We start from the raw sequence: 12850 nt of genomic DNA, 5'->3' as shown, positions 1-12850 counted from the left end.
GAAGCGCAGGTTATTGTATACGGGACATGAAAAAAGCTTGCACAAGGGGTTGTCTTTAGCCGAAGTATGTGGCAGATAGCCGCATATCTATGTCTAGGACATGAGAAATGTGCATATGAAAGCGGGGGCTTAGCAGAAATCTGTGGCAGAAGCATAGGATATTGCCACCGGGACATGAAAAAAGCTTGCACAAGGGGGGCTCTAGCTGAAGTATGTGGCAGATAGCCACATATCCATGTCTGGGACATGAGAAATGTGCAGATGAAGGAGAGAACTTAGCAGAAATCTGTGGCAGAAGCGCAGGTTATGTCCACCGGGACATGAAAAAACTTAGAGATCTTCGATAACCTAACATGCTGCCCCGGCTTAGTGACCAAGATGCATAAAATATTAGGACTGCAAGGGACAGTACGCTGAGCTACAAGATCGGGCAGCCCTTGCAGTCCTAATATTTTGTGCTACAATGTCCGCGCAGCCGGGGCGGGATGTGAGGCTGGCACATGGGCTGGCGACGCCAGCAAAACAGCAAAACAGCGCCAACAAAGGACTCTTTCCAGGCAGTAGGAAAATTCTGTAATATGTGTTATACTAAACATATCACAGTAAGGAGGCGCGATCTATGATCATAGAAATTGATTTTAACAGTGATGAGGCGATATACGTTCAGCTCTGTAATCAGATCATATTGGGAATTGCCACGTCTCAGTTCAGGGAGGGAGAACAGCTTCCCAGTGTAAGGCAGCTGGCAGAGACCATAGGCATCAACATGCATACGGTCAACAAGGCATACTCCATTCTTCAGCAGGAAGGATTTGTGAAGATTGACAGGAGGAGAGGTGCGATAATCGCCCTTGATATCAACAAGCTCAAGGCCCTTAAGGAAGCGAGGAGCGAGCTGGCAGTAGTACTTGCCAGAGCTATTTGTAAGGGAATAGGCAGGGATGATATCCATTCACTGGTAGATGAACTCTATGACAATTACGAGGCTTACACAAACCTTTAACAGAAAGGATTAATATATGGAATCTAAATTCACGGCGATGGCCAATGACGTCCTTAAGCTGGCCAAGAAGACAGCAAGGACACTTAAACTTAATTATGTGGGAACAGAGCACATCCTCATGGGACTTATCTTAGAGGATGGATGTGTGGCATCCAGGATCCTTATCGACAACGGTATCGATGAGAACAGGATGATGGACATGATAAGAGACCTTATCGTTCCCGATAGCAATGTCAGGACCCTTGACAGGGACGGCTTCTCACCAAGAGCTGAGAAGGTCCTTGAGGAGGCTCACAAGCTGGCAGAGCGTTTCCATGCAGACAAGACAGGAACAGAGCATATTCTTCTTGCCCTTATCAAAGAGGGAGAGAACGTAGCTGTAAGACTTATCAGCACTCTCAACGTACCTGCTCAGAAGATTTATGCTGAGACCCTTGCTGCCATGGGCGAGGACCCCAATATTGTAAAAGAGGATCTTGGTAAGAAAGCAATTGCACAGAAGACCGGCAAGAAAGCATCAATCCTGGCTCAGTACAGCAGAGACATGACAGCACTTGCCACCGAAGGTAAGCTCGATCCTGTTATCGGAAGAGAAAGGGAGATTAAGAGAGTAATCCAGATCCTCTCAAGAAGAACCAAGAACAATCCATGCCTTATCGGTGAACCGGGTGTAGGTAAGACTGCGGTTGTAGAGGGCCTTGCCCAGAGAATTGCTTCAGGCGATGTTCCGCTTACAGTACAGAACAAGAGACTTGTAACCCTGGATCTTTCAGGTATGATCGCAGGTTCCAAATACAGAGGTGAGTTTGAGGAGAGAATCAAGAAGGTCATTAAGGAAGTTGCAGATGATGGCAATATCATCCTCTTTGTAGACGAGATGCACACTCTTATCGGTGCCGGCGGCGCAGAGGGCGCCATCGATGCTTCCAACATCCTTAAGCCGTCTCTTGCCAGAGGCGAGATCCAGATGATCGGTGCGACAACCATCACTGAGTACCGCAAGTATGTGGAGAAGGACGCTGCCTTAGAGCGTAGATTCCAGCCTGTAAATGTGGATGAGCCTACGAAGGAAGAAGCTACAGCAATTCTTAACGGAATTGTCAGCAAATACGAGGAGCACCACAGAGTTACCATTACTCCTGAAGCTATCAAGGCTGCAGTTGAGCTCTCCGAGAGATATATCAATGACAGAAACCTTCCGGATAAGGCCATTGACCTTATCGATGAAGCAGCTTCAGCCGTAAGACTGCGCACCATGGGCGTTTCCTCTAAGGTAAAAGACCTTGAGCAGAAGATCAGGGATCTCGACATCAGCATAGAAAATGCCTTAAAGGCAGGCGACTTTGCCAATGCCGGATTATACAACAAGCAGCAGAACCAGCTCCTTAATAAGCTCCAGAAGGTAAGAGCTGCAGAGAAGAGGAAGAACCTCACATCAGGTTTCATCGTTAATGAGAATGACATTGCAGAGGTTGTGGCTGAATGGACCAGAATCCCTGTTAAGAAGATCGCAGAAAAAGAGTCTGAGAAGCTCCTTAAACTTGAGTCTGTACTCCACAAGAGAGTTATCGGTCAGGAGGATGCTGTAAAGGCAGTATCCAAGGCTATCAGAAGAGGAAGAGTTGGACTTCAGGATCCAAACAGACCTATTGGATCATTTCTTTTCCTGGGTCCTACAGGTGTAGGTAAGACAGAGCTGTCCAAGGCACTTGCAGAGGCAATGTTTGGTGATGAGAATGCTCTTATAAGAGTTGATATGTCTGAGTACATGGAAGGTCATTCGGTATCCAAGATGATCGGATCACCGCCCGGATATGTCGGATTTGATGATGGAGGCCAGCTCTCTGAGAAGGTACGTCGCCATCCATATTCCGTAATCCTGTTTGATGAGATTGAGAAGGCTCATCCGGATATCTTCAATATCCTTCTTCAGGTGCTTGATGACGGACACATCACAGATTCCAAGGGCAGAAAGGTAAGCTTTAAAAATACCATCCTTATCATGACTTCCAATGTGGGAGCTCAGAAGATCGTTGATCCCAAGAAGCTCGGTTTTGGCGCCGGACCTGATGCCAAGAGAGACTACGAAGACATGAAAAACGGCGTTATGGAAGAGGTTAAAAAGCTCTTTAAACCCGAGTTCATCAACCGTATTGATGAGATCATGGTATTCCATACCCTTACAGAGAAAGAGATGATGGATATCGTAACACTTCTTTCTCAGAATCTCTCCAAGAGATGCAAGGCTCAGATGGATATCAATCTTACCATTTCACCTGCAGTTAAGAAGTACCTGGTTACCAAGAATTCCGATGCCAAGATGGGTGCAAGACCTCTTAAAAGAGCTATCCAGTCCACCATTGAGGATGCAATGGCCGAAGAACTTCTTAAGGGCAACATCAAGGCAGGTATGGATGTTACGGTAACTCTTAAGGATGACAAGGTTGTCTTTGTCGGAAAAGACGGAAAGAGTTCTTCTGTCAAGAAGGTGTCCGTCAAGACCACGAAGAGCAAGGGCACATCCAAGACAAAGAGCACTGTGACCACTAAAAAGCCGGTCAAAAAGGCAACAAAAAAGACGGCCAAAAAATAAGAAAAATTTAATTTAATAATGTGTCGGAGTAGGATATACTTTATATATGGGTTACTTATTAAAAGTGCAACATGCTTAGGAGGGCTACTATGGCTGTCGTAGAACAGTTGATCAAAGCTGAAAGTGATGGCACTGTAAGCTTTGGCAATTACAAGCTTCCGGAAAAGAAGAAGCTGGAGAATTTTGAGCACAACGGTAATATCCTCAAGGTAAAGACCTACAAGGATATCACAAAGCTCGAGAGTAATGAGAACTTTGTTTATGAGTCAGTTCCCGGAACTGCTGTCACAGGTTTCAAAGAGACAGATAACGGGGTGGAGTTCAGTGTAGAAGGTGACAGCGATGCACAGATCACACTTGGACTTTTGGAGAACACTGAGTACAGTGTATCTGTTGGCGGAAACAGCATCGGCAAGATGACTACCAATCTTGGCGGCAAGCTGAACATCAGCGTGGAACTGTCAGGCGAAGGCCCTGTAGAGGTCAAGGTCTGTAAATAACAAAATATTATCAAAGAGCTTTCCCTGATAAGGAAAGCTCTTTTTAATTGTAGGGGTATAAGGGAGGTTAAATGGCAACAAAGATCAAATCAGTTTTTTTCTGTCAGAGCTGCGGGTATGAGTCATCCAAATGGATGGGACAGTGCCCGGGGTGTAAGGAATGGAATACATTTGTTGAGGAGACGGTTAAGCCTGCTGCAAAGCCGGCCAAGGGGATAAGTGCCTCGACGGGCAGCAGTGGAGCATATGAGGCTCCAAAGGCTCTTTCGGACATTGAGATGAATGACGAGGAGAGGTACGACACACACATAGGGGAGCTGAACAGAGTCCTCGGAGGAGGACTTGTTAAGGGTTCGCTCATCCTTGTGGGAGGCGATCCGGGAATTGGTAAGTCAACTATCCTTTTGCAGGTGGCAGGCAATATTTCATCTGATGATAAAGACGTTTTATATATTTCAGGTGAGGAATCTCTTCGCCAGATCAAGCTAAGAGCCAACAGAATAGGGGAGTTCTCGGATAAACTCAAATTCATGTGTGAGACCAATCTTGGAAATATTGAGGAAGCTATTACGAGGGCTAAACCCAAGGTTGTCATCATCGATTCAATTCAGACCATGTACAATGAGGCTGTTTCATCAGCTCCGGGAAGTGTTTCTCAGGTCAGGGAGTCTACCTCGGTGCTGCTTCGCATTGCCAAGAGCATGAATATTTCAATATTCATCGTGGGACATGTGACCAAGGAAGGCCAGGTTGCAGGACCAAGAGTTCTTGAACACATGGTTGATACTGTTCTTTACTTTGAGGGCGACAGGCATGCATCCTACAGGATTCTCAGGGCAGTAAAAAACCGTTTTGGCTCCACCAACGAAATCGGAGTCTTCGAGATGCAGGAGAAGGGCCTTGTGGAGGTTACCAATCCTTCAGAGTTCATGCTGGATGGAAGACCTGAAAATGCCAGCGGATCAATCGTGACCTGCTCTGTCGAAGGAACAAGACCGATACTTATTGAGATTCAGGCCCTTGTCTGCAGGAGCAATTTCGGATTTCCAAAGAGACAGGCAAACGGAACAGACTACAACAGAGTTAATCTCTTAATGGCAGTTCTTGAAAAGAGAGTAGGTCTTCAGATGGGTGAATCGGATGCCTATGTAAATCTTGCAGGAGGAATGAGAATAGCAGAGCCTTCGCTTGATCTTGGAATCTGCCTTGCACTAATCTCAAGCTTTAAGAACAAACCCATAAGCGGAGATGTGATTGCCTTCGGTGAAGTTGGATTATCAGGAGAAGTGCGTTCAGTAAACATGGCAGAAGCCAGAGTGTCAGAAGCAAGGAAACTCGGCTTTAAGACCTGCATTGTACCCAGAGCTCTTGAATCCAAGCTAAAAAGTACCTTCAAAGATGTAGAGATAATCGGTGTTTCATCTATATCCGATGCCATGAGGATATTTTGATTCCATACAAAAAAACACGCAGATATGATAGCTGATATGATAGAATATTTGCTATGATATTTCAGTATGTTTATATAAATCAATTTTGGGAGTTGCATTCGTTATGAAAATCCGGGTCAGGAATGCGCTTTGCATTCTGATGACGCTGATGATATTTTGTGCTGTGCTGGGGAGCGGTAGCACGTCAATCAGTGTCAGAGCTGAAGAACTAAATAGCGATCAGGACTTTATCCAGACAGATATCATGGAGGATACCGAAAGAGCTCTTGATGTGTGCTTCTTTATAAGAGGAGCAGCAGTCGGGGCTGATATACCGGAAGAACCCGGTAACTACTCTGCAGCCCAGTATTCATCTGCTATCAGAGTTGACGGAGCAGTTTCTACTTCTTATTCTGAGAGTGCTCATGCAGTTGATGGCTCTGAGGAGTCTCTTTTATCTGATGGATTCACAGCATCCAATGAGGTTTCACAGATGCTGAGCAGGCTCCCACAGGCGGCAGACATAAAGGAAGCGGTTGGAGAATTTGATGAGACTAAGCACTACGTTGTTTGGTATGTCATTAAAAGTGCTACAACCGGCTATCCTAATGCCGACGTCACAATTCATGTTGACGGTGTAATAAGAGAAAGAACTATTGCGGAAACAGAAGACCCACAGGATCCAAATGATCCACAGGAATTAGAAGATCCACAGGATCCGAAAGACCCACAGGAAACAGAAGATCCACAGGATCCAAAAGACCCACAGGAAACAGAAGATCCAAAAGATCAAGATAAACCTGTAGAAGTAGCCGATCCTATTTCTGATGTTACGCTGGAGATCAGAGCACTGTTTCTTGAAAATGGGGAAGAGTGCAAGGAAATCGTCTTTGACGGCAAAGAGCATATCGTTGGTGGTTTTGAGATTGTGGTAAAAGACAAAGAGAGCGATAATCCCATTATCGGATACCTCTACGAGTGCTATGGTCAGTTTATCGGAACCAAATCCTATGCGGATAATGGACAGGGCACAGAGTTTACTTACCGTGGACAGAACTTCTGGGTTAATGTTGTTAAGGCCTTTGCCAAGGTCACAAATATCGGCGATTCACAGGAAGTTGTTTTCTATGACGCTGATGATCACCCATTAAGGAGTGCTGCTGATTTTATCATCAAGGATTCAGCCGGCAATATTCTTCCCGCCAAGTTTAATGTCCTTCCTGTTACAGGAACGGTAAATGTAAAAGCCAGGGATATTACAGTTGAGGCAGGCACTACGGTTAAAAACAACCAGGGTCAGACTCTTACGGATGACAGTTTTACCATTACCTCAGGATCACTCCTTGAGGGACACAGGATAGAAAAAGTAGTTATTAACGGAAGCCAGACCGGTGTAGGAAAATCGGTTAACGAGATAACCACTGTCATCATAGTTGATGAAAACGGCAAACCTGTTAATGACCTCTACAATATCAAAAAGGTAAACGGTGAGCTGATACTGGTAGATCCGGGAACCGGAGAATCTGCAACGGTTAGTGGAAGTGAGAATACATCAGCTTCCGGGACTACATCAATCATTTCAGTCATAAGAACGAATTCAGGACTCACAGCCACCACAGGAAACGTGGTGATGGACTCTCTTCAGGCAGCAGGTAACAGCACTGTTTCGCAAAGAGTTCTGGGAGCAAGAAGAGCTGATACTTCAGATACTGCCGATGACTATCATATCAGACTACTGGTGCTGATATCAGGTTTTGCTTTTGCAGCGTTAACTTTAATTAACGGAAAACATTCGAATTAGTATAAATATTTTATAAAATAAGCCGATAAGATTAATGTATGAAAATCTTGTTGGCTTTTTTTATGCTCTTTTTTACCCAAAGTTCAGTCGAAAGTGAGGTGCTTTTCATGAGGTTGTCATTGAAGAGAGTGGTCTGCGCAGTGTTTGGAATTACCATGATCTGTGGACTGGTTCTTTTCCCGGTTAATGCAATAAAAGCTCAGGCAGCCGGATATACTCAGGGAGATGGTATAAAGCTCTCCGAGGATACACGAAAAACACTGGAAAAGGGCACAACTAAGTACAATGGCGTGGATTATTCGGGGGCTCCTTATTACTATAATCCGCTTTATTACTATTTAAACTACTCTGATCTGCGTGATGCTTTTGGTCCAAATCCGGATCTGCTTATCAAGCACTACGTAGAGTTTGGAATAAAAGAAAAACGTGTTGCCGACAAGCAGATCGTTCTAGGGGCTTATCCTCAGAGCAGCAGTTATGAGTATGTTGTTCCTTCTTATCAGAAGACCAGCAAAAAGCAGGACGGAATGGTTGTAATTTCCGGAAACCTGCACAGCAACGGTGGAATGACAAGAGCTCAGGAAGTTGCAGCAAGAGATATTGCTTATCAGATTGCGCAGCATGTGTATGATCACGTTAAACCAAAACATGACGCTTACAAAGATGGCGATCAGATTAAGATGATCGTATATGCGACAGGAATTGTCAGAGCTTATTGCGACCTTGGTGTGGAGCTGACACAGGACCAGGTTAAGAGCTCAAACAGCAAGATATACAGAACAGCCTACGGAGTTTTCATCGGCCAGGAATATACCTGCGCAGGATCCACAAGAGCACTGGGACTTATCCTGGATTATCTGGACGCTGTAATGGATGATGATCCTCCTCTTAAGTGGGTGCATGTAAATGCTAACAAGTGGGATGATCAGTGGTGCCAGATCGTATGCGACAATCACGAGGCATATGCGGATCCGATAAATTCCTGGGCCGGATACGGAAAGCACCCGAACCAGGGCGGAACCAAGAAGGATATAAAGAACTATTACAACTATGCTAATGAAAGCGACGTTATAACCATTAAGAAGCCGAAGGTTGATTGATGAAACTCTTTTCCGAAATGTCTTTTAAAAGAATAAAGATATGGTGCAGCGTACTGATACTTGCTCTTGCATTTACCATGGTGCCTTCTGTAAGCGCCAAGGCAGTGACTATAACCAGTATCGACTATACGACTTTCAGAGGCAATACATCGATTTCCACCATTCATATAGGAAGTGATGTGGTCGATATTTCTTCAAATGCCTTTAAGGGACTCAATAACTTGAGGTCCATTACGGTAAGCACAAACAATCCATACTACACCTCCTATAGTGACTGCCTCTACAACAAGGATCTGACAGAGCTTATATGTTTTCCGGCTGCGCTTAAGGGAGCTGTGATTCCGGATACGGTGGTTAGGATAGGATCAAATGCACTCTACGGACTGGATAAAGATCTGACGACCCAGATAAGGGGATTGGTTAACAGCCAGGCATCCGAGAACATGATGGAATGGGAGATAACAGGTCCTCACTTTATCCATACAGAATACGGCATCAAGTGGAAGGACACCGACGGAACACTTAAAAATCCAGAGACGGATATCATGAAGCTGGTAGCCTCCGTGGTGGAAATGAGCACCACCGGTGACATGTCACAGAAAAAGCAGCTTGAAAGATGCTTTGACTACTTCGTAAAGGCATCTGTCTATGAGAGAAAGTTGGGAGTACCCGAGGGCGACTGGACTGAGAGCTACGCGACAGATATTCTGCTGAATTCAAAGGGCAACTGCTACAACTTTGCATCAGCTTTTGCATATATAGCCCTGGGACTTGGATATGAAGCAAGAGTCTGCACCGGAAGCGTTACATCAGCTCTTGGAGGCAGAACACCTCATGCCTGGACTGAGGTCAAGATTGGAAACAACTGGTACATCTTCGACGCGGAGATGCAAAGAGCAAAGGGAAGCGGATACTACAAGCAGACCTATGATAGCTATCCTGCCGGACCTATCATCAAGGAAGCAAGCTACAAAGTAAATTATTAAAGAGGAAAAGATATGAGAAGGATTCTTACATTTTTGAGCATATTCGCAGGAACAGTATTATGCGTCTTTATATTCAACATAGTGCTGTACTCTGCAGTACCTGCATACAGGTACTTGCTTGAAGGTCTTGTTGCAGATGACGACATACCTACAGTCACTGTAACTGACGTGCCCAAGGTGCAAGAGGATATAAATATTGACAATGCGGTCATAGAACCGGAAGTAAAGCCCGACTCATATTATAAGATTACTTATATAAACAATGATTCCATACCTTTAGAAGGCCAGCCTTCAGAAGCAGAGCACGTGATAGTTGACAAAGAGTATCATGAGGACTGCGGAACAGGCAAGGGATACTGGGTTATAACTTACGATGATGGAACCACAGAAATTGAATAAAGTAAACTGATAAAATCATACAATGATACAACATGACGACACTCTGTTTTTAGAAAACGTTTCCGAAAGGTAAATATTACTAAAACAGAGTGTCTTTTATTGTCCAAAATTCACAGTATAGAACAAAAAACAAAAGGATTTCTAAGATAAAAAGAAGAATTCTCTATGTTTTTGCACAAATGCTTTTGTTAACATATCCATTGTAAACAAACGTTGGGGCTCTACTTATGATGTGCCTCAATAACTTACTTTAAGGAGGATGTTACAAATGAAAAAGAAATTGGTAAGTCTTTTAACAGTTTCTGCAATGACAATGGCTATGCTCGTTGGTTGCGGAGAGGCAGCAGCAGATACAGCTACACAGGCTCCTGCAGCAGAGACAGCTACAGAGGCACCTGCAGCAGAGACTGCAGAGACAGCTGCTGAAGCAGTTGCAGAGACAGCAGGAAATGCTGATCTTGCAGACAAGAAGGTTGGTGTTTGTATCTATCAGTTCGCTGATAACTTCATGACACTCTTCAGAACAGAGCTTGAGAATTATCTCATTTCACAGGGATTCTCAAAGGACAACATCACAATCGTTGATGGTGCTAACGACCAGGCAACACAGACAAACCAGATTCAGAACTTTATCACACAGGGTGTTGATGTTCTTATCATCAATCCCGTTAACTCATCTTCAGCTGCAACAATTACAGACCTTGTAGTTGGCGCTGATATCCCTCTTGTATACATCAACCGTGAGCCTGATGCTGACGAGGAAGCAAGATGGTCAGCTAACAGCTGGAACGTAACTTATGTTGGATGTGACGCTCGTCAGTCAGGAACAATGCAGGGCGAGATCATCGTTGACCTTGGTCAGGATAAGGTTGACCTTAACGGCGATGGCAAGATCCAGTACATCATGATCGAGGGTGACCCTGAGAACGTTGATGCTCAGTACAGAACAGAGTTCTCAGTTAAGGCTCTTGAGGATGCAGGTTGGACAGTTGATTGTCTTGATGACCAGGTAGGTAACTGGGATCAGGCTACAGCTCAGCAGCTCGTTGCTAACTCACTTTCAGCTCATCCTGAGACAGAAGTTGTATTCTGCAACAACGATGCTATGGCACTTGGTGCTCTTCAGTCAATCGAGGCAGCTGGACGTAAGGTTGGTGAGGACATCTACCTTGTAGGTGTTGACGCTCTTACAGAGGCTCTTGAGGACGTACTTGCTGGAACAATGACAGGTACAGTATTCAACGATCACATCGCTCAGTCACACGGTGCAGCTGATGCAGCTATCAACTACATCACAGGTGCTGGCAACGATTACTACATCGGATGTGACTATGTAAAGGTAACAACAGACAACGCACAGTCAGTTCTTGATTCACTTAAGTAATTAAGCAGTAATCGGTTTAGATGTTTTAAAGTTATAAACGGTGGCGCGGATGCTTGCATCCGCACCACTTTTTAAAGGGAACACAAGTTAGATAGTTAGTAGAGAGGGACACGATATGGCATCAGAGTACAAATTGGAACTACGGGGCGTATCCAAGTCCTTTCCCGGTGTAAAGGCACTGGATAACGTACAATTGGCAGTAAAGCCCGGTACCGTCCATGCACTTATGGGAGAGAACGGAGCCGGTAAATCAACACTTATGAAGTGTCTTTTCGGTATTTACAAGATGGATGCCGGAGAGATATACATCGACGGAGAAAAGACAACAATCGAAAATCCTGATGAGGCTATGAAAAAAGGTATAGCCATGGTGCATCAGGAACTTCAGCCGGTACTTGCAAGAAGCGTTGGAGAGAACATGTTTCTTGGAAGATTCCCGGTAAAGAAATATGGTCCACTTCAGATCATCGACCATAAAAAGATGTACGAAGAAACAGAGAAGTGGCTGAAAGAAGTTAATATGGATTTCGATCCAAAGGCACAGCTTGATACACTGTCCATCGGACAGATGCAGTCAGTTGAGATTGCAAAGGCAGTATCACACGACGCCAAGGTTATTATCTTCGACGAGCCAACATCTTCTCTTTCAGATAGTGAAGTTGAAGCGCTTTTCAGAATCATGGAAATGCTCAGAGAAAAAGGAGTTGCCATGATCTATATCTCACACAAGATGGATGAGATCAAGCGCATCGCTGATGATGTTACCATCATGCGAGATGGTACATACATCGGAACATGGCCTGCTAAGGAACTTACAATTGATGATATCATCGCCAAGATGGTAGGCCGTGAGCTCACAAATATTTATCCTGTAAAAGACAGAACACCGGGCGAAGTGGTTATGGAAGTAAACGGACTTTCATCAATCCATGAGAAGTCCTTCCAGGATGTATCCTTCAACTTAAGGAAGGGTGAGATCCTCGGATTCGGAGGACTTGTCGGAGCCCAGAGAACAGAGCTTATGGAAGGTCTGTTCGGTATAAGAAACCTTTCAGCCGGTACAATTAAGATTCACGGCAAAGAGGTTAAGATCAAGAGCCCAAGAGATGCAATGAACGCCGGAATCGGTATGATCACAGAGGACAGAAGAGGAAACGGTATCTTCGGATGTCTTTCAATCAAGGATAACGTAGGCGTTTCAGTTTACAACAAGTATCTCACAGCCGGTTTTGTTCTTGATCATCCTAAGATCAACAAAGTAGTTGATGACAGCATTGAAAAGCTCAGCATCAAGACACCAAGCATGCAGGAGCACATCGCTAACCTTTCCGGTGGTAACCAGCAGAAGGTTATTGTATCAAGATGGCTTGCTAATGATCCTGACATTCTTATAATGGACGAACCTACAAGAGGTATTGACGTAGGTGCCAAGCATGAGATTTATGAGATTATGACTGATCTTGCCAAGCAGGGTAAGGCTATCATAATGATATCCTCCGAGATGGCAGAACTTCTTGGTATGTCAGATCGAATTTATGTAATGTGTAACGGTAAACTACGAGGCGAGATAACTGAAGAAGCAGACATGACCCAGGAGAAGGTTATGAGCTATGCTACTCAGTTTTGATATCCGCAGCTATTATAAGAGAGGAAA

The 12850-nt window shown here is 44.6% G+C and carries 10 protein-coding genes; all 10 read left to right on the top strand.

The genetic code is table 11. From position 1 onward, the window contains the following. Positions 1 to 619: 619 nt before the first annotated feature. Positions 620 to 1003 (top strand): GntR family transcriptional regulator, encoded by a 384-nt coding sequence (locus G632_RS0102850; protein ID WP_022767523.1) that lies wholly within the window; start codon positions 620 to 622, stop codon positions 1001 to 1003. A gap of 16 nt (positions 1004 to 1019) precedes the next feature. Continuing rightward, positions 1020 to 3596, top strand: a complete 2577-nt coding sequence (locus G632_RS0102845) for an ATP-dependent Clp protease ATP-binding subunit (RefSeq protein ID WP_022767522.1) — start codon at positions 1020 to 1022, stop codon at positions 3594 to 3596. Between the two features lie 89 nt (positions 3597 to 3685). Continuing rightward, complete coding sequence (locus G632_RS0102840; protein ID WP_022767521.1) at positions 3686 to 4096, top strand: hypothetical protein; 411 nt, start codon at positions 3686 to 3688, stop codon at positions 4094 to 4096. A gap of 71 nt (positions 4097 to 4167) precedes the next feature. Then, entirely contained in the window at positions 4168 to 5547 is a 1380-nt protein-coding gene (gene radA, locus G632_RS0102835; protein WP_022767520.1) for a DNA repair protein RadA, read from the top strand. A 103-nt stretch (positions 5548 to 5650) separates the two neighbouring features. Beyond that, on the top strand, positions 5651 to 7327 hold the full coding sequence (locus G632_RS0102830) for a hypothetical protein (RefSeq protein WP_022767519.1): 1677 nt from the start codon (positions 5651 to 5653) through the stop codon (positions 7325 to 7327). A 119-nt stretch (positions 7328 to 7446) separates the two neighbouring features. Further along, positions 7447 to 8427, top strand: a complete 981-nt coding sequence (locus tag G632_RS0102825) for a hypothetical protein (protein WP_022767518.1) — start codon at positions 7447 to 7449, stop codon at positions 8425 to 8427. Further along, complete coding sequence (locus tag G632_RS0102820; RefSeq protein WP_022767517.1) at positions 8427 to 9413, top strand: transglutaminase domain-containing protein; 987 nt, start codon at positions 8427 to 8429, stop codon at positions 9411 to 9413. Before G632_RS0102825 ends, G632_RS0102820 begins: the two co-directional genes overlap by 1 nt. Positions 9414 to 9425: 12 nt before the next feature. Beyond that, on the top strand, positions 9426 to 9812 hold the full coding sequence (locus tag G632_RS0102815; RefSeq protein ID WP_022767516.1) for a hypothetical protein: 387 nt from the start codon (positions 9426 to 9428) through the stop codon (positions 9810 to 9812). Positions 9813 to 10080: 268 nt separating this feature from the next. Next, the gene (locus G632_RS0102810; protein WP_022767515.1) at positions 10081 to 11196 is read left to right on the top strand and encodes a galactose ABC transporter substrate-binding protein; all 1116 of its coding nucleotides are present in this window, start codon (positions 10081 to 10083) and stop codon (positions 11194 to 11196) included. Between the two features lie 115 nt (positions 11197 to 11311). Beyond that, complete coding sequence (locus G632_RS0102805; RefSeq protein ID WP_022767514.1) at positions 11312 to 12823, top strand: sugar ABC transporter ATP-binding protein; 1512 nt, start codon at positions 11312 to 11314, stop codon at positions 12821 to 12823. Positions 12824 to 12850 lie beyond the last annotated feature (27 nt).

This window comes from Butyrivibrio sp. NC2007, assembly GCF_000421405.1.
Lineage (GTDB): Bacteria > Bacillota > Clostridia > Lachnospirales > Lachnospiraceae > Butyrivibrio.
The sequence above is the reverse complement of the archived record's forward strand: the minus strand, read 5'-3'. Positions and strand labels throughout refer to the sequence as shown.

Bases quoted from the DNA above. Each gene is read 5' to 3' on its own strand.
- G632_RS0102840 (WP_022767521.1), top strand. From the start codon at position 3,686: ATGGCTGTCGTAGAACAGTTGATCAAAGCTGAAAGTGATGGCACTGTA.
- radA (WP_022767520.1), top strand. From the start codon at position 4,168: ATGGCAACAAAGATCAAATCAGTTTTTTTCTGTCAGAGCTGCGGGTAT.
- G632_RS0102845 (WP_022767522.1), top strand. From the start codon at position 1,020: ATGGAATCTAAATTCACGGCGATGGCCAATGACGTCCTTAAGCTGGCC.
- G632_RS0102815 (WP_022767516.1), top strand. From the start codon at position 9,426: ATGAGAAGGATTCTTACATTTTTGAGCATATTCGCAGGAACAGTATTA.
- G632_RS0102850 (WP_022767523.1), top strand. From the start codon at position 620: ATGATCATAGAAATTGATTTTAACAGTGATGAGGCGATATACGTTCAG.
- G632_RS0102810 (WP_022767515.1), top strand. From the start codon at position 10,081: ATGAAAAAGAAATTGGTAAGTCTTTTAACAGTTTCTGCAATGACAATG.
- G632_RS0102805 (WP_022767514.1), top strand. From the start codon at position 11,312: ATGGCATCAGAGTACAAATTGGAACTACGGGGCGTATCCAAGTCCTTT.
- G632_RS0102820 (WP_022767517.1), top strand. From the start codon at position 8,427: ATGAAACTCTTTTCCGAAATGTCTTTTAAAAGAATAAAGATATGGTGC.
- G632_RS0102830 (WP_022767519.1), top strand. From the start codon at position 5,651: ATGAAAATCCGGGTCAGGAATGCGCTTTGCATTCTGATGACGCTGATG.